27 protein-coding genes are annotated in these 24,718 nt (G+C 58.4%); 14 read left to right on the top strand and 13 right to left on the bottom strand.

The genetic code is table 11. From position 1 onward, the window contains the following. The first annotated feature begins 43 nt into the window (after window positions 1-43). Entirely contained in the window at window positions 44-2,293 is a 2,250-nt protein-coding gene (locus tag QRN55_RS06930) for a hypothetical protein (RefSeq protein WP_284775936.1), read from the top strand. Between the two features lie 102 nt (window positions 2,294-2,395). Here the strand turns inward: QRN55_RS06930 and rpoH are convergent, their stop codons facing one another. From rpoH to QRN55_RS06915, 3 genes are all read right to left on the bottom strand, one after another. Next, on the bottom strand, window positions 2,396-3,298 hold the full coding sequence (gene rpoH / locus QRN55_RS06925) for an RNA polymerase sigma factor RpoH (RefSeq protein ID WP_284775935.1): 903 nt from the start codon (window positions 3,296-3,298) through the stop codon (window positions 2,396-2,398). Between the two features lie 179 nt (window positions 3,299-3,477). Next, window positions 3,478-4,260: a class I SAM-dependent methyltransferase gene (locus tag QRN55_RS06920; RefSeq protein WP_284775934.1), complete on the bottom strand. Its 783-nt coding sequence runs from the start codon at window positions 4,258-4,260 to the stop codon at window positions 3,478-3,480. 285 nt (window positions 4,261-4,545) lie between these two features. Further along, window positions 4,546-5,568 (bottom strand): RluA family pseudouridine synthase, encoded by a 1,023-nt coding sequence (locus tag QRN55_RS06915; RefSeq protein ID WP_284775933.1) that lies wholly within the window; start codon window positions 5,566-5,568, stop codon window positions 4,546-4,548. A 39-nt stretch (window positions 5,569-5,607) separates the two neighbouring features. On the opposite strand from QRN55_RS06915, the gene QRN55_RS06910 reads away from it, so the two are divergent. From QRN55_RS06910 to QRN55_RS06900, 3 genes are all read left to right on the top strand, one after another. Continuing rightward, window positions 5,608-5,988 (top strand): hypothetical protein, encoded by a 381-nt coding sequence (locus tag QRN55_RS06910; protein ID WP_284775932.1) that lies wholly within the window; start codon window positions 5,608-5,610, stop codon window positions 5,986-5,988. After that, window positions 5,978-6,823, top strand: a complete 846-nt coding sequence (locus tag QRN55_RS06905; protein ID WP_284775931.1) for a TrmH family RNA methyltransferase — start codon at window positions 5,978-5,980, stop codon at window positions 6,821-6,823. Before QRN55_RS06910 ends, QRN55_RS06905 begins: the two co-directional genes overlap by 11 nt. Window positions 6,824-6,924: 101 nt before the next feature. After that, the gene (locus QRN55_RS06900) at window positions 6,925-7,509 is read left to right on the top strand and encodes a transglycosylase SLT domain-containing protein (RefSeq protein ID WP_045228516.1); all 585 of its coding nucleotides are present in this window, start codon (window positions 6,925-6,927) and stop codon (window positions 7,507-7,509) included. Between the two features lie 140 nt (window positions 7,510-7,649). Here QRN55_RS06900 and QRN55_RS06895 read toward each other — a convergent pair whose 3' ends face one another. The 3 genes from QRN55_RS06895 to QRN55_RS06885 form a co-directional block, all read right to left on the bottom strand. After that, window positions 7,650-8,261 (bottom strand): alpha/beta hydrolase, encoded by a 612-nt coding sequence (locus QRN55_RS06895; protein ID WP_284775928.1) that lies wholly within the window; start codon window positions 8,259-8,261, stop codon window positions 7,650-7,652. A gap of 55 nt (window positions 8,262-8,316) precedes the next feature. Next, on the bottom strand, window positions 8,317-9,258 hold the full coding sequence (locus tag QRN55_RS06890; protein ID WP_284775926.1) for a VOC family protein: 942 nt from the start codon (window positions 9,256-9,258) through the stop codon (window positions 8,317-8,319). A gap of 160 nt (window positions 9,259-9,418) precedes the next feature. Continuing rightward, window positions 9,419-10,486 (bottom strand): DUF2218 domain-containing protein, encoded by a 1,068-nt coding sequence (locus QRN55_RS06885; RefSeq protein ID WP_284775924.1) that lies wholly within the window; start codon window positions 10,484-10,486, stop codon window positions 9,419-9,421. A gap of 212 nt (window positions 10,487-10,698) precedes the next feature. On the opposite strand from QRN55_RS06885, the gene QRN55_RS06880 reads away from it, so the two are divergent. Further along, window positions 10,699-11,118 (top strand): hypothetical protein, encoded by a 420-nt coding sequence (locus QRN55_RS06880; RefSeq protein ID WP_284775922.1) that lies wholly within the window; start codon window positions 10,699-10,701, stop codon window positions 11,116-11,118. Window positions 11,119-11,139: 21 nt separating this feature from the next. On the opposite strand, the gene ung is transcribed toward QRN55_RS06880, so the two are convergent. Together ung and QRN55_RS06870 are read right to left on the bottom strand one after the other, a co-directional pair. After that, complete coding sequence (ung, locus tag QRN55_RS06875; RefSeq protein ID WP_284775920.1) at window positions 11,140-11,832, bottom strand: uracil-DNA glycosylase; 693 nt, start codon at window positions 11,830-11,832, stop codon at window positions 11,140-11,142. A gap of 13 nt (window positions 11,833-11,845) precedes the next feature. Continuing rightward, window positions 11,846-12,241, bottom strand: coding sequence for a VOC family protein (locus tag QRN55_RS06870; RefSeq protein WP_111837661.1), 396 nt, complete (start codon window positions 12,239-12,241; stop codon window positions 11,846-11,848). 187 nt (window positions 12,242-12,428) lie between these two features. On the opposite strand from QRN55_RS06870, the gene QRN55_RS06865 reads away from it, so the two are divergent. Next, window positions 12,429-12,785 (top strand): YbaN family protein, encoded by a 357-nt coding sequence (locus QRN55_RS06865; protein WP_284775917.1) that lies wholly within the window; start codon window positions 12,429-12,431, stop codon window positions 12,783-12,785. A 7-nt stretch (window positions 12,786-12,792) separates the two neighbouring features. Here QRN55_RS06865 and QRN55_RS06860 read toward each other — a convergent pair whose 3' ends face one another. The 3 genes from QRN55_RS06860 to QRN55_RS06850 are packed head-to-tail and all read right to left on the bottom strand — an operon-like array spanning window position 12,793 to window position 15,547. Then, a complete protein-coding gene (locus QRN55_RS06860) occupies window positions 12,793-13,575 on the bottom strand; it encodes a heme ABC transporter ATP-binding protein (RefSeq protein WP_284775915.1) in 783 nt (260 codons plus the stop codon). Continuing rightward, window positions 13,572-14,663 (bottom strand): FecCD family ABC transporter permease, encoded by a 1,092-nt coding sequence (locus tag QRN55_RS06855; protein WP_284775913.1) that lies wholly within the window; start codon window positions 14,661-14,663, stop codon window positions 13,572-13,574. Before QRN55_RS06855 ends, QRN55_RS06860 begins: the two co-directional genes overlap by 4 nt. Further along, window positions 14,660-15,547 (bottom strand): heme/hemin ABC transporter substrate-binding protein, encoded by an 888-nt coding sequence (locus QRN55_RS06850; protein ID WP_284775912.1) that lies wholly within the window; start codon window positions 15,545-15,547, stop codon window positions 14,660-14,662. Before QRN55_RS06850 ends, QRN55_RS06855 begins: the two co-directional genes overlap by 4 nt. Before the next feature lie 177 nt (window positions 15,548-15,724). On the opposite strand from QRN55_RS06850, the gene hmuQ reads away from it, so the two are divergent. From hmuQ to QRN55_RS06830, 4 genes are all read left to right on the top strand, one after another. Next, window positions 15,725-16,078, top strand: coding sequence for a heme-degrading protein HmuQ (hmuQ, locus tag QRN55_RS06845; RefSeq protein ID WP_065697663.1), 354 nt, complete (start codon window positions 15,725-15,727; stop codon window positions 16,076-16,078). Continuing rightward, window positions 16,075-16,581, top strand: a complete 507-nt coding sequence (hutX, locus tag QRN55_RS06840) for a heme utilization cystosolic carrier protein HutX (RefSeq protein WP_284775906.1) — start codon at window positions 16,075-16,077, stop codon at window positions 16,579-16,581. The genes hmuQ and hutX overlap by 4 nt, the downstream gene beginning before the upstream one ends. Window positions 16,582-16,768: 187 nt before the next feature. Then, complete coding sequence (purU, locus tag QRN55_RS06835) at window positions 16,769-17,653, top strand: formyltetrahydrofolate deformylase (RefSeq protein WP_284775905.1); 885 nt, start codon at window positions 16,769-16,771, stop codon at window positions 17,651-17,653. Window positions 17,654-17,753: 100 nt separating this feature from the next. Then, window positions 17,754-18,137 carry a hypothetical protein gene (locus QRN55_RS06830; protein ID WP_284775902.1) on the top strand — a complete coding sequence of 128 codons (384 nt, stop codon included), beginning with the start codon at window positions 17,754-17,756 and terminating at the stop codon, window positions 18,135-18,137. Between the two features lie 39 nt (window positions 18,138-18,176). Here the strand turns inward: QRN55_RS06830 and QRN55_RS06825 are convergent, their stop codons facing one another. Both QRN55_RS06825 and QRN55_RS06820 read right to left on the bottom strand, forming a co-directional pair. Continuing rightward, complete coding sequence (locus tag QRN55_RS06825) at window positions 18,177-19,553, bottom strand: sensor histidine kinase (protein WP_284775900.1); 1,377 nt, start codon at window positions 19,551-19,553, stop codon at window positions 18,177-18,179. Further along, window positions 19,550-20,230, bottom strand: a complete 681-nt coding sequence (locus QRN55_RS06820) for a response regulator (protein WP_045228504.1) — start codon at window positions 20,228-20,230, stop codon at window positions 19,550-19,552. The genes QRN55_RS06825 and QRN55_RS06820 overlap by 4 nt, the downstream gene beginning before the upstream one ends. A gap of 84 nt (window positions 20,231-20,314) precedes the next feature. Between QRN55_RS06820 and QRN55_RS06815 the strand changes: the two genes are divergently transcribed. The 4 genes from QRN55_RS06815 to QRN55_RS06800 all read left to right on the top strand — a co-directional run bounded on the left by QRN55_RS06815 (window position 20,315) and on the right by QRN55_RS06800 (window position 24,674). Next, window positions 20,315-21,382 carry an ABC transporter substrate-binding protein gene (locus tag QRN55_RS06815; protein WP_284776609.1) on the top strand — a complete coding sequence of 356 codons (1,068 nt, stop codon included), beginning with the start codon at window positions 20,315-20,317 and terminating at the stop codon, window positions 21,380-21,382. Between the two features lie 244 nt (window positions 21,383-21,626). Continuing rightward, on the top strand, window positions 21,627-22,571 hold the full coding sequence (locus QRN55_RS06810) for a Bug family tripartite tricarboxylate transporter substrate binding protein (protein WP_112498542.1): 945 nt from the start codon (window positions 21,627-21,629) through the stop codon (window positions 22,569-22,571). Further along, on the top strand, window positions 22,568-23,062 hold the full coding sequence (locus QRN55_RS06805) for a tripartite tricarboxylate transporter TctB family protein (protein ID WP_045228502.1): 495 nt from the start codon (window positions 22,568-22,570) through the stop codon (window positions 23,060-23,062). The genes QRN55_RS06810 and QRN55_RS06805 overlap by 4 nt, the downstream gene beginning before the upstream one ends. A 94-nt stretch (window positions 23,063-23,156) precedes the next feature. After that, complete coding sequence (locus tag QRN55_RS06800; RefSeq protein ID WP_284775897.1) at window positions 23,157-24,674, top strand: tripartite tricarboxylate transporter permease; 1,518 nt, start codon at window positions 23,157-23,159, stop codon at window positions 24,672-24,674. Window positions 24,675-24,718: the final 44 nt, after the last annotated feature.

The raw sequence follows: 24,718 nt of genomic DNA, 5'->3' as shown, positions 1-24,718 counted from the left end.
CATATCGGGCCAGTACGTCGTTGGCCTCGACGAGAAAGTGCTTATGGCGGATTTTGTAGCAGTCATTCGCAAGGCCGTGGATGGCTTGGCGAGCAATACTCCCGAAAACCGGGCGAAGGTATACGACAAGGCGCGTAGCGCAGTCGTGCGCCAGCTTGAAAACATGAAGCCGCGCCCGCCGGAAGAATTGTTGAAGCGGCAGATCCTCAAGCTCGACACGGCAATTGCCGAAGTTGAAGGAGAATATTCCGAGGCCCTACCGGCTACGGAAGAAGAAGAGCAGTCCTACATTGCACCCGCAGTACCGGTTGCCACACCCGTGGCACCGGATACGACCTCTCCCTATTACGAAGAAGAGGTCGCCAGAGACCAGCACGACGAACAGGATGAGGCCGTCGAGCCGGAACCCGCCTACGCTGCACCTGTCGAAGAAGAACCAGCACCGCAATATTCTACCTACAGCGAAGAGCCCGCCGTAGAAGAGCGCTATGTCGAGCCTGAGCCAGACTATGTGGCACCGGAAGCGGAAACGAAGAGCTACTTCACTACTGCGCAGGAAGAGCCTCGCTATGAAGAAGATGCGTACAAGCCGGTAGCGACAACCGAGCCCGAGCCAGTCGCCGCTGAAGAAGCACATGCGCATGAACATTGGGTTGGGCAGGATACGCCCGCTGAACAGGCATGGGCTCACGAAGCCGATGAGCCTGCACCACATGCGTCCGAAGAGCTGCATGCAGAGCCGGTGAAGCATGCGGACGACGATGTTTTCCACGAAAACACGCCGCTTCCCTACGCAGCAAGCTATGCAGCCCCCTCGCCTTACTATCAGGATGTAAACCCCGACGCGTCCCAAAAGGAACAGCGCAACGACGAAGTTCATTTCGGCGAAGCTCCGCAGTTCGGCGAAGACGTGGATCATCACCCGGAGCCTAAGGCGGATGCACAGAAGCCGTCGCCTGCGGTCGTTGAGGATTACTCGACATACTTCGATGACGCTGCACTCGATCTTCCCCCGAAAACCAGCCCCGGTCTGCCACGCGCCGACAACGATCCCTTCGCCCCGCAGGCAGCCCAGAAGGACGATAAGGAACGTACCCCCTGGGACGATCTGGAAGAGCTGATCGGCTACGACGGCGCTTCCGGCAATTCCTCGACCAGCAATGGCAAAAGCGATTTCGATTCGGGTGTTGCGGCTGATGGAATTCCGGCTGCGGCCTATAGAACCAAGAAAAAGCCGCGTCGTAACTATGGCGCGATGGTGCTTTCGCTTGGCGGCATTCTGCTTCTGGCTGGTGGCGCCTATGCGATGTGGGTCAACCGTGATGCCTTGAACGACATGGTCGGCGGGCTGGTGCAGTCTGCGCAGACCGGCACAGCAACAACGACGACCCCACCCCAGACAACGTCCAATACGGCCACTACGCCTGCTGCGACGACATCTGCACAGCCAACGAGCACCAATGGTCAGCAACCAGCCACGCCGACGCAGACTGCGGCTGTGGATGATGGTTCCGTCAGCGGCACCAAGTTTACCCAGCGCTTGTTGACCGATGGCACGGAAAAGGATGAGGGCGCAGGCCCCGGTGCCAACGGCCAGCCGGTGACGGCTGAAGGCCAGTCCGTCTACGTACAGAACGAAGAGGCGCCTGCAGCACCAGCTGCAAACACGCCAGCGGGTGCTGCTGCACCGGCAGGACAGGCACCAGCCGCGCAACAGCCTGCCGCCGCCGCAGCATCCGGCCACCGCATGTTCCTTTACGAGGAAGTGCTGGGCCAGACCGTGCCGACCGCCATCGAAGGATCGGTCTCATGGTCGCTGCAAAATGAGCAGGACGCCAACGGCAAACCTTCCCCAACTGTTCAGGGCCAGATTACCATTCCGGGCCGTGGTCTCAGTGCTTTGATCACCTTCAAGCGCAACACGGACCCATCCCTGCCCGCCAGTCATCTGGTCGAGATCGTTTTCTCGGTCGGCGCCGGTTTCGAGGGTGGCGCGATCGACAGCGTTCAGCGCATTGCGATGAAGAGCACCGAGCAGGATCGCGGCAACGCCCTGATTGCGGTCCCAGCCAAGATCACGGACGATTTCCACATGATCGCGCTCAACGACTTCCCGGATGCGTTGAAGACCAATCTGGAATTGATGCGCACCCGTGACTGGATCGATATCCCCGTCTCCTACCGGAACGGTCGCCGCGCGTTGTTGACCCTCCAGAAGGGTGCAGACGGCAAGGCGGCCTTCGAGACCGCTCTGCGCGAATGGAGCGCGGCGGTTCCTACGACCGGTCAGTAGTATCGTCAATATTGAAATCAATAAGGCCCCGGATGCGATCATCCGGGGCCTTATTTTTATGCGCTTAATGCGCGACCTAAGAAAAGTCTTGGGCGCAGCGCCTTAAGCGTCAACGACGCGCAGAGCCTTGGCCGCCTCCAGCGCTTCCTTCTGAACAGCTTCCTGAACCTTTTCGAAAGCCCGCACTTCGATCTGGCGCACGCGCTCGCGGCTGATATCGAACTCGGTTGACAGGTCTTCCAGCGTAACCGGATCTTCCGACAGGCGGCGTGCCTCGAAGATGCGACGTTCGCGCTCGTTCAAAACGCCCATGGCCTTTGCGAGCATGCGTCTGCGCGTATCGAGCTCGTCCTGCTCGATTAGCACGGTTTCCTGACTGTCATGATCGTCGACCAGCCAATCCTGCCACTGTCCAGCTTCGCCTTCCGCAGCCTTGATCGGCGCGTTGAGCGATGCATCACCGTGCAGACGGCGGTTCATCGAAATGACCTCTTCTTCGGACACCTGAAGCTTGGTCGCGATTTCGCTCACGTGCTCCGGCTTCAGATCACCGTCATCAATGGCCTGGATCTTGCCCTTGAGGCGACGCAGATTGAAGAACAGGCGCTTCTGATTGGCGGTCGTGCCCATCTTGACCAGCGACCATGAGCGCAGGATATATTCCTGGATAGACGCCTTGATCCACCACATGGCATAGGTCGCCAGACGGAAGCCGCGCTCGGGGTCGAATTTCTTGACTGCCTGCATAAGGCCCACATTGCCTTCGGACACCACTTCGCCAATCGGCAGGCCATATCCGCGATACCCCATGGCAATCTTCGCCACGAGACGCAGGTGGCTCGTCACCAGCCTGTGGGCAGCGTCGCGATCACCATGTTCGGCATAACGTTTGCCAAGCATGTATTCTTCCTGCGGCTCCAGCATCGGGAACTTGCGGATTTCATCGAGATATCGATTAAGACCGGCTTCACCGGCGGTAATGGAAGGCAAACTATTGCGGGCCATAAAGCACCCCCTTATCTTTGTTCTAGGCTGGATCCCCTTTCGGGCGAGCCAAAGTCGCGGGTCGGATGTCGACCCCGCACGAACCCTATTGTCAGATATGTATTGCGCGCACTTGATTCAAGCGCGCGCAAGTTTGGCACGTTATAAAATAACTCTGCCTTGGTTACCCTGAAAACTTGTCAGCGATAAATTCGTTCCGAAAAATTCGTCAGGCCGGACCGGATCATCAACTCATAGATCATGCGACGACCCATGGGGTTGTGTAGCCGCGTGACCTTGGCACCGAGAAACTCCGTTTCCACATGCTCGAAAGCAAGCAGTTCTGGCGCCTGCGTGACCACCTTTTCATAGTAATCAAGGTATTCGCGCCGACACACATAGGTCTTATATTTCGTCATGCAGAAGGCGCTGAAATGATCGCCGTGTTGGCGAAGGAAGTCCGCCACGCCAACGGTAACTTCAGGCCATTGCGGATTGAACGTATCATCAAAGGCGATAATGCCATGATCGGCCAGAACATCCATCGCCAGCCTGCTGTCAGCCAGAACGTGATGCAGCATATGGCCGCCATCGACGCTGAAAAATCGGACCCTGCCAACCTTCTCCAGAATCTGGTCCGGCGTCAATTGCGTGCTGTCACCCTTGATCACAAGGTTTTCATCGACCTTGAGGTCAAGACGTTTACCGTTGTCCAGAAACCGCTCGTATTGGCGGCATTCGCCGTCGGCGTCGTTAAGGTCGAACAAATCCACCGCCAGCACATCGCCATCATTGCCTATGGCCTTGCGAAGGAGAAAGTAAGAACGGCCATAGAAAACACCGATCTCGGCGACTCCGCCTTTCAGTGACTTTTTCTGCTGAGCATGAAGCAGCGACGTAAAAACAAGAGCATCGGGAGGATCAATATAACCTTCGATTTTTTGTAGGTCATGGAAGATGAATTTACGGTCATTCACGTTCATTGCGCTTTATCCCTGTTTTCTGCATGTGGAATAGCAGGTTGAAGGAAATTTCAATCTAAGATAGATTTATTATTAACGCCGGTTACCGTTTCTATACTGCTTGTTGCAATGCAAAAAACTAAGAATAATTGAAGCGAAATTGAGACAAATTGTTTTTACTTAACATTCACGAATTCGACTAAGCTAATTTTCGTATGTTATTTAATACTTAGGCGAATATTCTCCAGCACGAATGGCGCCGGTGAGACGCGCTCACCAGCGTAAACGTGTCGTCATTTGGGCGTGTCAGGCGCGCAGAGCGACCGCCAGGGCATCCATATCGTCAGGCATATCCGTCTCGAACTCCATCACCTCACCGGTGCGGGGGTGTTCGAATGCGAGCAGGTAGGCATGCAGGGCCTGACGCGGAAACAGATTGACCACGTCTCTGGCATGATCCGGCAGAAGGTTGGCCTTGGTACGAAAGGCTGCCCCATATTCCGGGTCACCGATCAGCGGGTGGCCGATATGGGCCATATGAACGCGGATCTGATGGGTGCGACCTGTTTCAAGCCTGCATTCCACCAGCGAGGCAAGGCACGTCGCATCCGGCTTTTCGTGATAGCGCTCGATCACCTCGTAATGCGTAATCGCCTCGCGCGCGTCGTTGGAGTCTTCGTTTTTCACCGCACGCTTGGTGCGGTCGGCACCACGACCAAGCGGCGCATCGATTGTGCCGCGCAGGGTTTTCGGTCGCCCCCAGACGATGGCCTTGTACGCGCGCTCCAACGGTCCTGTGCGACCGTGGTCGGCAAATTGCGCAGCCAGATGCCGGTGGGCATTGTCGTTCTTGGCAACCACCATCACGCCGCTGGTTTCCTTGTCCAGACGATGCACGATACCGGGGCGCTTGACGCCGCCAATGCCGGAGAGACTATCGCCGCAATGGTGGATCAGCGCATTGACCAGCGTACCGGTCCAGTTGCCAGCACCGGGATGCACGACGAGGCCAGGCGGCTTCAATAGCACGATGAGGTCTTCGTCCTCGTACTCAACATCAAGCGGAATGTCTTCACCCTTGGGTTCCGGGTCTTCCGGCTCCGGCATGGTGATCTCGATGCGGTCGCCCGGATGCACCTTCTTCTTAGGCTCGGTGATAGGCTTCTCGTTCAGAAAAACCGCGCCCTGCTCGATCAAGGCCTTGATGCGGCTGCGCGACAGATCGCCACCGACCTCAGCTGCCAGCCATGCATCGAGGCGGCCTTCGGCGTCTTCCCCGGCAATCAGGACTTTCCTTGCGTCTCCGCCTTGTTTAAAGGGGTCGTTCATTCTTATTTTCCGATCACTCAACAATATCCAAGGATCCCGATGACGCAGATCGAGCAAGCCGAACAGGACGACCAGCCGTTAGACCCGGCCATGGAAAAAGTTCGCCGCAAGATGATCCGTTTGCAGATCGTGTCGGGCTCCGTAATGTTTATCAGCCTTATGGCTGTCTTCGGTGCGGTTGTCTATAAGGCGGTTGGCCCGTCCAAGACAGCGACCACAGCGACGACGAACGCCGTTCCTTCTGACGCGCCGGTCGCCGCCACAGCCAGCCTGCCGCAGGGCTTCACCATCGAAAACGTCTCTTTCGCCAATGGTGATATGCTGTTTTACGGACGTCTTACCAATGGCACGCGCAAGGCGCTGGTGTTCAACGTGCAGGCCGGTCGCTTCGTGGCAGACATTACCATCGATGCCCGCTGATCTGACTGATATCAGAACCTTCATCCCGATAACGCAGGCCGACGATCCGCGTATCGCCCATTTCCGCGATGTGAAAGAGCGTGACCTGACCGGCAGACAGGGCCGCTTCATCGTTGAGGGCACTGTCGTTCTGCGCATGCTGGCAGCAGCGCACAAGGCTGGCGGCGATTTCGCGGCTGAAAGCATTCTCATCCTAGAGAACCGTCTGGCAGGCGTCGCCGACATCATCAGCGACTTCCCGGAAGAGGTGCCAGTCTATGTGGCGAAGGCCGAAGTGCTGGATGCCATCGTTGGATTCCATCTGCACAGGGGCATTCTGGCGATTGGAAAGCGGACAAGCGAAAACGACCTGACGGCGACCATCCGGCAATTGCCTGACACCTCGCTGGTTCTGGCTGGTTGCGGCATTTCCAATCATGATAATCTCGGCGCCATGTTTCGCAACGCCGCTGCTTTTTACGCCGATGCGGTGTTCATGGACACCACCTGCTGCGATCCGCTCTATCGCAAGTCCTTGCGCGTTTCGGTCGGCTCGGTGTTATCTGTCCCCTACCATCGTGGCGGAAGTGCCGTTGGCATGCTGGAAACGCTGGCGACTGAAGGCTTCGACATCTGGAGCCTTTCTCCGGCGGGCACTGCGGAAATCCGCGATATACAAGCATCGGCTAGAATGGCGCTGGTCATCGGCACCGAGGGGGATGGACTGCCGCAGGACGTGCTGTCCCGCTTCCACACCGCCCGCATCGCCCAGTCGCCGCAACTCGATAGCCTGAATGCCGGAACGGCGTCGGGACTGGCGCTCTATCAGATGGCAAGCGCCATGGGCCGCATCTGATTGTAAATGAAACCTTAATAGATCGCATTTGCATTAACCTTGTCTCAAAACCGACCGTTAAGATTTACAATTTAGTAATGAGCGGAACGAGAGGTTTCGCGATGCGTGGCGTATTTGTCGTCGTTTTTCTTTTGACTGTTCTGGCTGGCTGCGCGACGGCTCCGTCGCAGATCACCAATGCCTGTGCGATCTTCGAACAGCGAAACGGCATGTTCAACAACTGGAAAAAAGATGCGCAGGCGGCAGAACGTGAGTTCGGCGTGCCGGTGCCCGTGATGATGGCCACCATTTACACCGAATCCAGTTTCCAGCCCTATGCCCGCCCGCCGCGCAACAAACTCTTCGGCTTCATTCCCTGGGGACGTAAGTCCACCGCCTATGGCTACGCCCAGGCGCTGGATGGCACGTGGAAAGTCTATCAGCGCGAAACGGGCCGCTGGAACGCCAGCCGCACGGATTTCACCGACGCCATCCACTTCGTCGGCTGGTACCACGCCAAGAGCAACCGCCAGAACGGCATCGCGCTGAACGACCCCTATAATCTCTATCTCGCTTATTATTCCGGCCATGCGGGCTATTCCAACGGCGTCTGGCGCAACAATCGAGCGATTCAACAGGCAGCCCGCCGCTCCGCCAACATGGCAATCCGCTATGAGAAGCAATTACAGGATTGCGGATATCGGTAGACGTTATTCCTCTGCCCCCTCCGTCACCCCGCACTTGCTGCGGGGTCCAGTGACCTGACATCTGTCAGGTCAAAAGACTTTTTCGCACCGCAGACGCAGTGCTGCTGGATATCGGCTCAGGGCCGGCATGACGGAAGCTATCAAACATAAGGCGCCAGAAACACCTTCGCCGCCTCGATTTCATTCCCGCGAATGTCATGATTACCAGCGTGCCATTCCATCTCAACCTCACCGCCCTGTGCCTTGAAGTATTCCGCAAGCTTGTTCGTCAGCGGCACGGGGCAGATCGGATCACGTTCCCCTGCCGTCATCAGCACCCGGCGAGAGTCTGGCGAGGGCGCGGGCTTCGGCTCGAACGGGATCAGCGGGTGCATCAGCACCGCAGCGTTGAACAGGTCGGGGAACTCGATCAGGACGTTTGCCAGAATATTCGCACCGTTGGAAAACCCTAGGCCCAGCACAAGACCCGCCTCGTGATAGTCGCGGTTGGCCGTCACGAAGGCTGCCATCTGCTGCGTGGCGCGATCGAGATCAGCCATGTCATAGACGCCTTCCGCCGTTCTGCGGAAAAAGCGCGCTGCACCAAACTCTGCAACATCGCCCCGGGGCGATATGACAGTCGCGTTCGGCAACAGGCGGGCACCAAAATCGAAGAACTGATTTTCATCACCGCCCGTGCCGTGAAAGACAAAAAAGGCGGGCTGACCCGGCGCACCGGCGCGGGCCTTGTGAATGTAGCTATCCTTGCTCATGGATATGTCTCCCTTGAAGGACTTGCGGCGGTAGCGCCACAAGCCTTCACGTCAGTTACTTTGCGCTATCGTCCAGCGGCTCCAGATGCTGCTCCAGCGTGGCGCGTAGATGTGCGTGCTGCGAAGGCAATTGCAGCGCCTCGCCCAAATGCGCCGTATCCTCGTCGCGGTCGAAGCCGGGCTCGTTGGTGGCAATCTCGAACAGGACGCCACCAGGTGTGCGGAAATAGATCGCCCAGAAGTAATCACGGTCGATGACCGGCGTGACCTGATAACCCGTATCCATCAGAGCCTTGCGGACTTCCAGCTGCTTCTCACGGTTTTCGACCGCAAAGGCGATATGGTGGACAGAACCGGCACCAGCCCGTGCGCCTGAAATATTCGGCATGGTTTCAATGTCGATGACATCGGCCCCATTGCCGCCGGGCATGCCCAGCCGCAACACGCCATCCTGGCGGTCCACTTCCTGGTACCCCATGAACTTCAACAGTTCAGCTGTGGCACCCTCATCCTGAAGGCGCAGCGAAGCGCCCTGAAAACCCCTGATGGCCTGATCTTTGCCAACGCCATTGGCAGTCCATTGCGCACGCTCGTCGTCCTTGATTTCCACCAGCGCAAAGCCATCGCCATCAGGACCGGCAAAATGCAGGCGCTTGTTGCCAAAGGCCTCATCGGCTTTCAAGCCATCGACATTGGCCTTGGTAAACCGATCCTGCCAGTAACCCAGAGATCCCTCGGGTGCGGAAAACAACGTGGTACCGACTTCGCCAGTGCCCTGACGCCCGCGCGCAATGTGCGGGAACGGAAAGTACGTCATGACCGAGCCCGGCGTGCCGACTTCGTCACCATAGTAGAGGTGATAAACATCGGGCGCATCGAAGTTGACGGTCTTTTTGACCCGGCGCAGGCCGAGCGTGTCGGTGAAGAAACGGTTGTTGCCACGTGCACTCGCGGCCATGGATGTCACGTGGTGCAAGCCTTTGATCTGGTTCAGCATCTCAAACCCCTGGATATTGGCGGGCTCGCGGGAAGCGATGCCCTTCGTTCATGGGCTCAAGATGGTGCAGATCATGACGTTCGTAAAGACAGAACGCTCAGAACGGATTGTTCTCAATTTGGAGACGGTAGCGTGAACTGTTCAGCAGATAGTACGCCACTTAGTGGTCGTCATCATTGGCACCCTTCACCCAGTAACCAGCCGTCACGAATGCCGTCTTCGGAAGCTTCGCGTCTTCGGCCAGCATTTTCTTGACGATGCGGGCTTCGCCCTTCTCGCAGCCAACGAAAACATGCAGCCCCTCAGAACCCGACCATGAATGCGCGCGCAGCGCCTGCGCCAGCAAACCCGCCGTTCCAGCGGCTTGACCGTTGCGATAGAGCCAGTTCCAGTTGACGTCAGCCTTAGATGAAATCTCCTGCTGCTCCTGCGGATTGTCGATTTCAGCATAGACGGTCAGCTTTTTACCCGCTGGCATCTCCTCGGCCATACGCAGCATGACGGGCAGCGCGGTCTCGTCACCGGCAAAAACATAGGTCTCCGCGTCCGGCATTTCGCCGCCGGGACCAACGATCCCAACGATATCGCCCGCAGCCGCCGTCGCGCCAAAATGCGCGCCCGGCATGTTGTCGCCTTCATGCATGACGAAATCGAGATCGATTTCCCCACGCGCGACATCGCCGGAGCGGATGGTGTAGACGCGCCGGGCCTGCTCATCGTCGCCTTTTGCCCAGACAATGGCACCGGTCTTCGATAGATGCGGCCAGACCGGCGTGCGGGTTTGATCGCGCAGGATGAGAATACGGACATGCAGACCGCCACTCATCAGGCGCTCGATGCCATTATCGATGGCAATCACCACCCGGCGCATCTTCGGTGTCAGATTATAGGCACGCACCACCCGACCGCTGAAGAGATTGGACATCTCGCGCATATCCGAGCCATGGCCTTCCCAGCGGAAGTCCAGCGACGTATCGCCAGTAAACTCGACGATATGTTCTGCCACCATGGCCTTGACGGAGAGCAGCACATTTTCAGAAACGCAGTTGATCCGCGCTGCAAAACGTCCGTCCTCTGCATCGAATGTGCCGTTGCCGTAATCCGCCTCGAAGTGCAACGCCTGCCCCTCGCGGGTCATCGTCATATACTCGGCAAAATGCTCGTGGAACGCATCGACAATGGCGGCTGGATTGGGAAGAGCGACAGATGTTTGCGCAGACAGAAGCACCGGCTTAAATCCTTCAGATTACTCCGGTTATCTTTAGAACAGTCGATCTGAAAGTGCAAAGCCGTTTTGCGCAAGGTCGTGTATTTTGCCGGGACACCAACCCCCCGCTTTTTTTGGATTTCCACCACCAACCCATTCGTTACGTTAATTTAACTTGACTGCCGTCGGCTCGCCTCTAGTTTCACCTCATAACTTTGTTACTGGAGTGGATCGTGAATAGATTTGCGGTTAATGCAGCTTTGGTTTTGACAATTTCAGCAGCGCTATCGAGTTGCGTCACCACCAACGCCGATGGTGTGAAACAATATTCTTCCCAAAAAACGACTGTGAGCGGTGATCGTCTCAAAATCAGTCGAGTTGCCATTGTAAAACGCGATTGCAACATGCGCACATTTGCAGAAATGCGCGTAATTGATCCTCCTCAACACGGCAAGGTCGATATCGTTCACGAGAAAGTCGAAGGCAAGTTTTCCGGCGATTACAGACCTTGCACAGGCAAAGAGGTGATGGGAACCGTCGCCTACTACACGTCTCAAAAGGGATATGTCGGTCGTGACAAGGTCGTTATCCGAGCATCTTCGGACGACGGTATCGTTCGCGACTATGTATCTGAGATCAATGTGGTCAAATAGGTTGCAGCTGGCGTAAGGGGCTCAGACATCGGCTGGCAACTGCCAGTCGATAGGCTCCCGGCCTTTCGAAACCAGAAACTCGTTGGCTTTCGAAAAATGGTGGTTTCCAAAGAAGCCGTTGTGAGCCGAGAGCGGTGAGGGATGCGGTGATTTGAGGACCAGATGCTTGGACTGGTCCACGAAGGCCGCTTTCTTCTGGGCATAAGAGCCCCAAAGTAAGAACACAACGCCATCGCACTCATCGTTTACGGTGCGGATGACGGCATCGGTGAACTTTTCCCAGCCCTGCCCCTGATGCGAGGCGGCGCGGGATTGTTCCACGGTCAGTACGCTGTTGAGCAACAGCACACCTTGCTTTGCCCAGCTTTCCAGGAAGCCATGGCGCACGGGCACAATACCCAGATCGCTCTGCAATTCCTTGTAGATATTGACGAGCGATGGCGGCACGCGGACGCCCGGCTGCACGGAAAAACACAGGCCATGCGCCTGCCCTTCCCTGTGATAGGGGTCCTGCCCGAGAATGACGACCTTGACCTCGTCCAGCGGCGTCAGGTCCAGAGCGCGAAAATACTCGCTGCCCTTGGGAAAGATGTGCTTGCCCGCATTTTTCTCGGCAAGCAGAAACTCTTTCAGCTTGAGCATGTAGGGGCTGGCGAATTCTGCGGAAAGAACGTGTTTCCAGCTTTCTTCCAGTTTTACGCCTGCCTCTGCCATGAAGAACCTCGTATTATTTGAAGCGATTGCCGCGTTCCAGCACTTCGATCTTGTACCCATCCGGGTCGCAGATGAAGAAGTATTTCGCGAAAGGCGCGCCTTTGTATTCAGCGTTGACGATCTTGCCGACCGAAAGGCCAAGCGCCGTCAGCCGCGCATGCTCGGCATCCACGTCTTCGACGCTCACAGCGATGTGGCCATAGCCATCGCCCAACGCGTAAGGCACTTCGCGGCCCTTGTTGATCGTCAGCTCGAGCTCGAAGTCACCTTCGGCATTGCTGAGATAGACCAGCGTGAAGGTTTCGAACTCAAAACGCTCCGCGATCTCCAGACCGAAAACCTGATTGTAAAAACCCACCGAACGCTTTTCGTCCAGCACCCGGACCATAGAGTGAATAAGTTTGGCCATGGTGTTTCCTTCTTCCTGCTTCGTGGTGTCCTGCTTATGCCGCAGGCATCGGGGCAGGCAGATAGCGGCTGGAGCCAAGAGTTTCAACCCTTGACGCCATTTCAAGGCGCATGGCAGATAATCACCCACGCCTCGGCACTACGGCTTTCCCACTATCCTGACATCGAAACTCATGATACCGGCACGCATGCGCATCCTTTATCTCTGTCTTGGCTGGCTCATGGTTGCCATCGGCATCGTCGGTGCCTTCCTGCCGATTTTGCCGACGACACCGTTTTTGCTGATCGCGCTCTGGTGCTTCTCCAAATCGTCGCCAAAGCTCGAGGCATGGCTTCTCTCGCACCCCAAATTTGGGCCGTCGCTCAGAAACTGGCGTGAAAAAGGCGCGGTCCCGCGCAAGGCGAAAATCGCCGCCGTGTCTTTGATGACAATGAGTTACGCAATTTTCTGGTTCGGAACCGAGCCAACGGCGTTGCGTGCGACCATCGTCGCCGCCGTCATGCTGGGCGCTGCCCTCTACGTCTCCACCCGGCCCGAACCCTGAACGTTTCTTACCGATGGCGTGATTGCGGCAGCACATAGGGTATGTGTCCGGCGGGTATGCGGCCCACAGTGCCGCCAATGCCGTAGACCCGCGCAATTGTCTCGTCGTTGATCGTTTCGCGCGACGGTCCGCAGGCGGTAATTCTGCCACGATGCATGACGATAAGTTGATCTGCAAATTCCGCCGCGAGATTGAGATCGTGCAGAACCGCCAGCACCGTGCCGCCGCTTTTCGCAAAATCCCGCGCGGTTTCCAGCACGGAAATCTGGTGACCAAGATCCAGGCTCGATGTCGGTTCATCCAGCAGAAGCGCCTTCGCCTCGCCGTTCTCGACGGCCTGCGGCACTTGCGCAAGCGCACGCGCGAACTGAACCCGCTGCTGCTCCCCACCCGACAGCATGTTGTAAGCCCGGCCCTCGAAACCGCTCAGGCCCACCTTGGCCAGTGCCGCCCTCGCCTGTTCCTCTGGCTGAAGAGACCCCTGCGCCACGGCCCCCATCCGCACGATTTCCAGCGCAGTAAAGGGAAATGACAGTACCGTGCTTTGCGGTAACACGGCCCGCAGACGGGCAAGCTGCGCCGGTTTGAACAGTCCGACATCGACAGTGCAATAGGCAACGGTGCCCGTGTCGGCACGCATTTCGCCTGACAGCACCTTCATCAGGGTGGATTTTCCAGCCCCGTTGGGGCCGATAATGACGCTGAACGTGCCCGGCAAAAGCGTGATGGAGACATCGTCCAGCAAGCGGCGGCCAGATCGTGTAACGGTAACACCACGCGTGGAAATCATGACACGTTCCTCAGACCGAGCCCATTGCCACGGCCCAACAGCAGAAACAGGAAGACCGGCGCACCGATCAGCGCGGTGACGACGCCGATGGGCAGTTCGGCGGGTGCTGCCACGGTGCGCGCGAAACTGTCTGCCAGAAGCAGCAACGCCGCGCCGCCGATGGCAGAGGCAGGCAGCAAGAACCGGTGCGACGAACCGATGACAAGCCGCAGCAGATGCGGCACGACAATGCCGACGAAACCGATGGACCCCGCCGCCGCAACGCTCGCTCCGCAGGCGGCGGCAACGGCAACGATGACGACGCGCTTCAGGCGCTGCACCGGTATGCCCATGTGAAAGGCAACGGCATCTCCAAGGATCAGCGCATCCAGCCCCTTCGACACGAAGGGAATACTGGCGAGAATGACGAGGAAAAACGGCAACGTCGTCCAGATTTTCAGCGACGTCGCACCGCCTAGCGAGCCAAGGCTCCAGAAGGTGATGTCGCGCAGCGCCCGGTCATCGGCCACGAACATCATCAGCCCCATTAGTGCGGCACTGAGCGCGGCGATCGCAATACCGGCCAGAACGAGAACGGTGGTGGAGGTGGAGCCGTTGCGGGTCGCGATCAGATAGAGCAGCAGCGTATTGATAAGTCCGCCGAAAAACGCCATCAGCGGCAGGAAATGCGCCCCGAAAAACAACGCAAGCGGTGCCAGCATGCTGCCGCCCAGCGCCAGTGCCGCGACAGCAAACAGCGCAGCCCCCGATGTGATGCCGATCAGGCCGGGATCGGCCAGAGGGTTGCGAAACAGCCCCTGCATCATGGCGCCGGAAATGGCAAGCCCGGCCCCGATCATCAGGCCGAGACCGGTGCGCGGCAGGCGCACGGCCTCAAGGATAACCCGGTCGCGCGCATCCATGGTATCGGCGTGTCCGGTAAAATAGAGCCAGAGTTCATGCAGCCCCACACCCGTCGGACCGCTGGCCAGAGACACGAAGCAAGCAAAAACCAGAACCGCAACGAGTACAACAATCGTGATGGCACCCTTGCGAGAACGGTCTCCTGCTATGGGACCCGCGCCCTGGCTCACCACTGCGGCACTCATGGCTTCACGATTTCAGGGTAAAGCTTGGCGGCAAGTTCCCGTCCGGCCGCAGGCGTGCGCGGACCGAAACCGATGAGATAAAGGCCATCCATGCTGATCAGCGACTTGGATGCCGCAGCCGGGGTGGACTGGAAGGCCGGAAGCGCAAACACCTGATCGGGATTTTCCGCATGGTTGCCGCGCTGCATGGTCAAGACCACATCGGGAGCTGCCGCAATCACGGCCTCATCGGTCAGCGGCTTATAGCCGGTAATCTCCTGGGCAGCATTGATACCGCCTGCCATTTCTATGATGGCTGCCGCTTCCGTATCCTTGCCCGCCGCCATAATGCGACCACCAGCGGTGGACAGAACGAACAGCACGCGCTTTTTCTTAGTCCCGACAGTGGCAACGTCGCTGGCTAGCGCTGCAAGGCCCTTGTTCACCTCATCGGCCAGACCTTTGGCCTTGTCCGAAAGACCGACGGCTGCGCCGACATCCTCGATCTTCTTGGCTATCGCACCCGGCAGCGGCGGCGTGTCGACCGTCACCATCGGAACTTCGCTGGCCTTTAGAATGCCGATCACGTCGGCAGGACCGGCACCGTCTTCTGACAGAATGAGATCGGGCTTTTGCGACAAAATGCCTTCCGACGACAGCGCGCGCATATAGCCTATATCCGGCTTCGTGAGTGCTTCCGCCGGAAAGCTGCTGGTCGAGTCACGCGCCACGATGCGGTCTCCCGCACCCAGCGCGTAGAGAATTTCGGTGATCGTCCCACCCACCGCCACGATGCGCTTTGCCTGCGGGTTACCCTGATCGGAGGCACTGGCGGCAACGGGAGAGAGTGCCAGCGAAACGGGAACGATGGCACTGATGATGAGGCAACGAAGTGAAAGCGGCATGGTGTGATCCTGAAACAATGCGGCGCGCTACAGCCTGCACGCCATATAAGTTGAGTTAATTACACATCTTTATAAGCCGCACAATCCGATAAGTTGACTATTTTTGTTATCTTAATATCTCCCTCCGCAGGGGCAGCGGTGCCAACACTGGTGCCAGAACTGAAAGGGAGACTATCCATGTTTATTGCCATGAACCGGTTTCGTGTCGTGCCGGGTTTTGAAGAAGCGTTCGAGACCATCTGGCGGGAGCGCAAGCGTCACCTCGCCGAGATGCCGGGCTATGTCGAGTTTCACATGTTGAAGGGCGCCAAGGCGGACGACCACACGCTTTATGCATCCCACACCGTCTGGGCCACCAAGGACGATTTCACCGCCTGGACGAAATCCGAACAGTTCCGCGCAGCCCACGCCAATGCCGGCAACAATCGCGGCAAGGTCGAATATCTTTCCGGCCCGCATTTCGAAGGCTTCGATGTGATCATTCACGAGGGCCAGAACGGCGAAGACCTTCCCGTGGCAGGCCACGCATGAGCGACACGGCCATTCCCGAGCGCGCAAGGGCAGCGCTTGCCGAAAAACCCGATGGCGTGGTGGAGGCCATTGCAGCAACCGCTGGCGTGACACCGGCTGACGTGCTGGCCGTTCTGCCGCGCGGTGCTGCCGTCTCTGCTCCCGCCGAGAGGTTCATCGACATATGGAACGAGCTGCGCAGCTGGGGCGAAGTCCTGATGATCGTGCAGACGCCGGACATTGTCTTCGAAGTTCCCGGCCACCTGCCGGAGGGAACGGAAGGACATGGTTGGTTCAACATTCATGGTGACAGCCCCATTGGCGGGCACATCAAGAAAGACAATTGCGCGACGATCACCTTTGTGGACCGCGCGTTCCATGGTCGCCGGTCGCTGTCCGTCTGGTTCATGAATGCCAGTGGCAGCGCCATGTTCAAGCTGTTCGTACGCCGCGACGAAAACAAGGAACTGCTGGCCGACCAGCTTTCGAAATTCGAAGCGCTGCGCGACAGCTTCCTCTCATAACGAAAACTTCAGCCGCTACCTCTAATTTCGGTAGCGGCTTTTCCTTTGAACATCCGATGTCGCTTCCGGCATGGCTTGCCCCTCCCATCATGCCCTATCCATTCAAGGCCTTGGTTCAGTGCGAGAGGCTTTTCGCCGTTCCCGACCTGCGCTATAGGCCGTTGCGACACATGATGAGGGGAAGCCGATGACGACCTATGTTTTGACCGTAGCCTGCACATCCAAACGCGGCATCGTCGCCGCCATCTCGGGTTATCTGGCGGACAAGGGTTGCAACATCGTCGACAGCTCCCAGTTCGATGACCTCGAAACGGGCAAATTCTTCATGCGCGTCTCCTTCATCTCGGAGGAAGGCCAGAGCATGGACAATATTCAGGCGGGCTTTGCGCCAATCGCGACGGAATTCGGCATGGAGGCCAATATCTACAGCGATGGCGAGCGAACCAAGACACTGCTGATGGTGTCGCGTTTCGGCCACTGCCTGAACGACCTGCTCTATCGCTGGAAAATCGGCGCACTGCCCATCGATATCGTCGGCGTGGTCTCCAACCATTTCGAATACCAGAAAGTCGTCGTCAATCACGACATTCCCTTCCACCACATCAAGGTGACGAAGGACAACAAGCCCAAAGCCGAAGCGCAACTGCTGGACCTGATCGACACCAGCGGTGCGGAACTGGTCGTGCTGGCGCGTTACATGCAGGTGCTCTCGGACGAAATGTGCCGCAAAATGTCCGGCCGCATCATCAACATCCATCACTCCTTTTTGCCCAGCTTCAAGGGTGCCAACCCTTACAAACAGGCGTACGAGCGCGGCGTAAAGCTCATCGGCGCGACAGCGCATTACGTCACCGCCGATCTGGACGAAGGCCCGATCATCGAGCAGGACACGGTCCGAGTCACCCACGCGCAATCAGCGGAAGACTACGTCTCGCTGGGCCGCGATGTCGAAAGCCAGGTCCTGGCCCGCGCCATCCACGCCCACATCCACCACCGCACCTTCATCAACGGCAACCGCACCGTCGTCTTCCCACCAAGCCCCGGCAGTTACGCATCGGAGCGGATGGGGTAACTTTTTACCGATGAGAATCTTGAACTTTATTTTCGCTGGGGAGCAACCGACCGCCTGACTGACCGTTGTTTTCACGTTATCAAACACAGAGGTCTCCCTCATGAAAAAGTTGATTATTGCCGGTGCCGCGCTGTTCCTCGCGGCAGGGTCTACGTTCGCCCAGCAGCCACCACCACCGCCTCCAGGGGGCGCGCCAAATGCAGGCCAACAGGCTGATGCGCCACCGCCTCCACCACCACCGCCAGGTGCTGGCCCAAGAGCCGATGCCCCTCCTCCACCGCCACCACCTGGCCATTGGGGTCCTAAAGAAGGCGGCCCACGTGATCGCATGATGATGCCACCACCGCCTCCGCCACCTTCTAAGGGCGCGCATTTCCGCCTGGAGCAGGGCGAAACCAAGATCGACATCAAATGTGCCGATGACGAGCCGATGAAGACATGTTCCGACATCATGATGCAGCTGATCGACAAAATTAACGAGTAATATCGATTTCGACCAAAGAAGCGGCGCTCATGCGCCGCTTCACGAAAAGCGGACGGTGGCTTTCAGACCTTTTCCAGACGTGCCGTCTTCCAGCGAGAGCCGCCCGTTAAACAGTGCGGCGATCTCCTCGACAATGGCGAGGCCAAGTCCTGCGCCGGGTGCCGCGTTGCCATCGCCTCTGGCGAAGCGCTGCCGAACCACATCTCTTTTTTCCGCTGAAATTCCCGGGCCGTTGTCTTCAACCTCGATAAACGCCGAGCCCTGAACCTTTCCCACCCTCACCGTTACCTCCGCACCGCGTCCGGCATAGGCAATGGCGTTGCTGATGAGGTTGCCCAGCAACTCCCCCAGCAACAGCGGTTCTGCTGGAATGCTCGCCAAATCTACTTGTTCGAAACCGAGGTCGATGCCAGCATCTGCGGCGGCAGGCACGTAGTCAGCCGTGACAGATTGCGCCAGCGAGACGAGATCGACGTCGACAAGGCTTTGCTTCTCTCCAGAACCGGCAGCATCAATATTGGCCATGCGCAGCAGTTGCGCCAGGATATGCTCTGCATGTGCGACAGAAGCGTCGCCCTTGTGAGCAGCTGCCTGTGCCTCCTGCAAGGTCGAAGCGCGTGCCGAGAGCGCCAACTGCGTGCGAATAATCGCAAGCGGCGTTCTCAACTGATGGCTGGCATTCCCCGTAAAATGCCGTAGCGCATCCAGCGCCGATTGCAGCCGCACCATGAAGGAATTCACCGTTTCCACGAGGTTCTCGACTTCCACCGGCACGGATTGGCGGATCGGATGCAGATCGTTGGGGCTGCGTTCATCGATGGCTTCGCTGAGCCGGTACAGTGGGCGCAGTGAAATCGTCACCGCAATCCACACGATAATAGCCGCACCGATGATCATGAACAGAAGGCGAAGCGCGGAGCGAATAATGATCGCCTGCGCCAGGCGGCTACGGGCAATCGTGGTCTCTGCCACCGTCACGGTAAACGGCACAGAGTTGACGCCCGTCGAGGCAAACCGCTCGATGGCCGCGACACGAATGGGCTCGCCACGAAATTCAGCATCGATGAAAATCGGCGCGTCACTGCGTGCCTTGTCCACCGAGGGCAGATTTTGATAGCCGGTCAGGAACTGGCCGTTGGGACCATCCACCCGGTAAAATACTCTGTCCTGCGCTGCAGATGTCAGCATTTCCAGCGCCACATAGGGAATATCCACCTCCAGCGAACCGTTTTCCGACACCACGACCCGTTCGGCAATTGCCAACGCAGAGCCGGAGAGCACACGGTCGGAGACGATGTTGGCGGTGTTGATAGCTTCACGATAGGTATCGGCCAGCGCCACGCAGCCGATGATCGCCGTGGAAATGAGAAGCCAGCCCAGCAGGCGCCGCCGCAGCGAATAGGCGGCCTGCCTCATTGCGCGGTCTCCGGCAGTTTTTCGAGGTAATAGCCGATGCCCCGCGCCGTCTTCACCGTCAGCCCGTGAGGTCCCAGACGTTTGCGCAGACGGCTGACATATTGCTCGATAGCGTTGCCGGAAAGCTCGTCATCAAAGCCCGTCAGAGACTGGACGATGGCTTCCTTGGCCACCACTTTTCCGGCGCGCATGAACAGCACTTCCAAAAGCGCTACCTCGCGTGCGGGAATGTCGAGCGGATGCCCCTCGGCAGAAAAGGTGCGCGACGTGAGGTCGAAGGAGACGTTACCGAAGCTGGCAAGTGAAGAGCGCAGCCCGGCATTGCGGCGTAACAGCACCCGCACCCGCGCCTCGAATTCATTGATGTCGAAGGGCTTGGTCATATAATCGTCGGCGCCGAGATCGAGCCCCTTCACCCGCTCTTCCGGGGAGCCGCGCGCAGTCAGAATCAACACCGCCGCCTTGTCCTGACGGGCGCGCATGGAGCGCAACACATCGATCCCGTCCATTTCCGGCAGGTTGAGATCGAGAATGACGAGATCGAAATTTTCAGCGGCAATGGCGGCAGAAGCGGACGCGCCATCGGAGACCACATCCACGGCATAGCCGCTTCCGCGCAACAGCGCAGAAAGGCCTTCCGACAAAACCTGATTGTCCTCCACCAGCAGAATTCTCAACGCCAGCAATCCTCCATTTGGCTTTGAAACTATCCAAGCCTTTCCGTCTTGTGAATGGCAAGGCGCTGCGGCATGATCTTTTCCATGCGTATTCTTCTGTCCCTCTGTCTTTTCCTGACGGCCGCCACCTGTTTGCAGGCGCAGCAGATGCTGTTTCCTGCCCTCTCCGGCAAGGCAGACGCGGAAACGCTCGTGGTCTATTCTTCGCTGGACGAGCCGCTCGCAACGCCGATGATAGAGGGCTTCCAGAAGGCGAACCCGGATGTTGCCGTGTCTTACGAGGACATGCTGACGGGGGAGATTTACGACCGTATCGTGCGCGAGACGGACGCCGGTGAAAAAACCGCCGATTTTGCCTTCTCCTCTGCCATGGACCTTCAGGTCAAACTCAGCAATGACGGCTATGCGCAGCGCTCCGATCTGCCAATGAGCGCGCGCTGGCCCGCCTGGGCAAACTGGCGCAACACGGCCTATGCGCTGACCTTCGAGCCCGCCGTCTTCGTCTACCATAAGCCAAGCTTCCGGACGGAAAAGCCTCCGGCCAGCCGCGCCGAATTCGTGGATTTTCTGGAGCGTCACGCCAAAGACGTGCATGGCCGCATCGCAACCTACGACATAGAGCGCTCCGGCGTCGGCTTCCTCTTCATGTCGCGGGATCAGGAACAGTTCGGCGATATCTGGAATGTCATCAAGAGCATGGGCACGGCGGGCGTGAAGGTTTACTCCACCTCATCCGCCATTCTGGAACGCATCTCCGATGGCCGCTTCGTGTTGGGGTACAACATCCTCGGCTCCTATGCGGCGGACTGGGCCTCGCGCCATCCCGATGTCGGCATTGTGCTGCCCAAGGACTATACCGTCGTCATGTCGCGCATAGGGCTGGTGCCGCAAGCAGCGAAAAATGCGGAGCTAGGTCGTCGCTACCTGGAATTCTTCATGTCGAAGGAAGGCCAGACCATCATGGCGCGGCAATTGCAGATCCCCGCCGTCAGCCCTGACGTGGCGGGCGACAACACCGCCAACATGATGCAGGCCATCCACGGCGCGCAATTGAGGCCTGTACCGGTCAGTCCGGGGCTGATGGTCTATCTCGACCAAGTCAAACGCGCCCGCATCATAGAGCGCTGGAACGAAGCATTACGGGCCCAGTAGACGTCTTTCAAAAATTAATAGACAGTAAATGTGCTGAGGAATTGCCAAGCGTCAGTTAGATGACAGCTTTCTATGGTGCTGTGCAGTTCTTCGTTCATCCGTGGAGGCGGACTGAAGAAGCGGGAGGATAAGTCTCACAGGACAGATGGTTCGGGTCGCTGATTGGCCACCCTTGATGTCGTCCGTGCGCGCCCCTTCCGCGATCACAACAACATGCCGAAACGGCATACAAGGAGGGTTCACTTTGAAGCATTTCCTCATCGCTTCGCTTCTCGCAGGCGCAATGGCACTTCCAGCGGCAGCAGCCGACTACACCATCATCGCACCGGCAAACCCCGGCGGCGGTTGGGACCAGACCGCACGTTCCTTGCAGACCGTTCTGCAGGAAGACGGCATTTCCAAGCGCGTTCAGGTTCAAAACGTTCCTGGCGCTGGCGGCACCATCGGCCTTGCCCAGTTCGCAAGCCAGCAGAAGGGCAATCCCAACGCGCTGATCGTCGGCGGCTACGTCATGGTGGGTGCGATCCTCACCAACCATGCGCCTGTCACGCTGAAAGAAGTGACGCCCATCGCGCGTCTGACCGGTGAATACGAAGTCATCGTCGTTCCCGCATCGTCTGACATTCAGAACATCGGCCAGCTGATCGAAAAGCTCAAGAAAGACCCGGGCAGCGTATCCTGGGGCGGCGGTTCGGCTGGCGGCACAGACCACATCACGGCGGGCCTGATTGCCAAGGCTGCTGGCGTTGATCCAACCAAGATCAACTACATCGCCTATTCCGGCGGCGGTGAGGCTCTCGCCTCTATTCTCGGCGCGCAGGTAACTGCCGGTATTTCCAGCTATGGCGAATTCGAGAGCCAGGTGAAGGCCGGAACCGTTCGTCTTCTCGCCATCTCCAGCGAAGCGAAGATCGAAGGCATCGAAGCACCGACGCTTAAGGAAAGCGGCCTCGACGTCGTGATCCAGAACTGGCGCATGGTTGCAGCCCCTCCAGGCCTGACGCCTGAGCAGGAAAAGGCCGTTAGCGCCGATGTCGAAAAGCTGGCGAAGTCTGCCAAGTGGCAGGAAACGCTGAAGACAAAGGGCTGGATGGATACCTATCTTGCCGGTGACGCTTTCAAGGAACAGCTTGCAAAGGACACCGCCTCGACAGAAGCCATCCTCAAAGACATCGGACTGGTAAAATGAGCCAGGGTTCATCCCCTTCCCAACCCACAAAGCGCCGCCCTGATTGGGCGGCGTTCGGCATCGCCGTTTTTCTGGTCATCGTCGCCGCCGTGATCTTCTGGGATTCGGCCCGCCTTGCCAGCGTCACCGGTTATTCTCCGGTCGGTCCGGCCACCGTTCCTTATGCCATTGCCTTCTGTCTTGTCGGTCTGGCGATCTGGACCGGGTTCGAAGCATGGCGCAATGAGTTTCCGGCCCGTGACAAACAGGAAATGGGACCTGTCTTCTGGGTCATCGCCGGTCTTGCCGCGCAGATGCTTCTGCTGAACGTCGCAGGTTTCTCGATTGCCACCGGCCTGCTTTTTGCGTTTACGGCGCGCGCCTTCGGCAAACGCAAGCTCTGGTATTCGATCCCCATCGGTATCGTTTTCAGCTTCATCATCTGGGTGATCTTTGCGCAGCTGCTGCAACTGTCGCTGCCTGCTGGACCCTTGGAGCGGCTGTTCTTCTGACGGCCGATCCACTCGATAAACAACAAGACATGAAGCCTTGGCGCCCGCATTTTAAGCGCAGCAAGGGCTTCACCCGACAGGGGGACAACTGTCCATGAGCACTTTTGATTTTCTGCTGCAAGGCATCGCGGTTGCTGCGCAACCGATGAACCTTCTTTATGCGCTGATCGGCGTTACGCTCGGCACCGCCGTGGGCGTTCTGCCCGGCATCGGCCCGGCGCTGACCGTTGCGCTGCTTCTGCCTGTCACCTACCAGCTCGATCCTGCCGGATCGCTCATCATGTTTGCCGGTATCTACTACGGCGGCATGTATGGCGGCTCGACAACGTCGATCCTGCTGAACACACCCGGTGAAAGCGCCTCCATCGTCACCGCACTCGAGGGCAACAAGATGGCCCGGGCGGGACGTGGCGGACCGGCGCTTGCCACAGCTGCCATCGGCTCCTTCGTGGCTGGCCTGATCGCCACCATCGCGCTCGCCTTCGTCGCACCCTACATCGTCAAGCTGGCGCTGGTTTTCGGCCCACGCGAATATTTTGCGCTGATGGTGCTGGCCTTCGTTACCGTCTCCTCGGCCTTCGGTGATTCGGCACTGCGCGGCCTGACATCTCTGTTCATCGGCTTTACGCTGGCCATCGTCGGCATCGACCAATTGACCGGCCAGACACGCATGAGCTTCGGCATCCCCGATCTGCTCGACGGCGTGGAAGTCACTACGCTCGCCGTCGCGATGTTCGCCATCGGTGAGACCCTCTTCATCGTGGCGCAGGGACAGAGCGGCGACGAGAAGGTCGAAGCGGTCAAGGGTTCGGTCTGGATGAGCGCCCAGGATTGGGCACGTTCGTGGAAGCCATGGCTGCGCGGTACGTTGATCGGCTTCCCGATCGGCGCGATGCCAGCGGGCGGCGCTGAAATCGGCACCTTCCTATCCTACGCCACGGAAAAGCGCTTGTCGAAGCACCCGGAAGAGTTTGGCCACGGCGCCATCGAAGGCGTTGCCGGTCCCGAAGCGGCCAACAACGCATCCGCTGCCGGAACGCTCGTGCCGCTGCTAACACTCGGTCTGCCGACGACAGCAACGGCTGCCATCATGCTCGCCGGTTTCCAGCAGTTCGGCCTTCAGCCCGGCCCGCTTCTGTTTGCGACCAACCCGCAGCTCGTCTGGGGCCTGATCGCCAGCCTGTTCATCGCCAACCTCATGCTGCTGGTTCTGAACCTGCCGCTGATCGGCCTGTGGGTAAAACTGCTGACCATTCCCAAGCCGTGGCTCTACGCCGGCATCCTGCTGTTTGCGACGCTCGGCACCATCGGCGCAAACCCGTCGGTCTTCGAACTCGGCATGCTGCTCGCCTTCGGCATCCTCGGCTACGTCATGCGCATCTTCGGCTACCCGATTGCGCCTGCCGTCGTCGGCCTCATCCTCGGGCCACTGGCAGAACAGCAATTGCGCCGTGCGCTCGCCATCGGTCAGGGTGATCCTTCGGTCCTCTTCACCTCGTGGATTGCCGTGGGCCTGTTTGTTGTCGCGGCTGCCGCCTTCTTCATCCCACTGATCATGCGCATTCGCGGACGCGGACAGGTGCTGACGCAACTGGCTGCCAACGAAGACTGAGACAAAAGGCGTTTCCTCCCAAGAAAGCCTCGGCCCCGCATTCG

This window comes from Agrobacterium sp. lyk4-40-TYG-31 (assembly GCF_030209855.1).
Lineage (GTDB): Bacteria > Pseudomonadota > Alphaproteobacteria > Rhizobiales > Rhizobiaceae > Agrobacterium > Agrobacterium vaccinii.
Note: the sequence above shows the minus strand (reverse complement) of the source record. Positions and strands in the feature narration are given on the sequence as shown.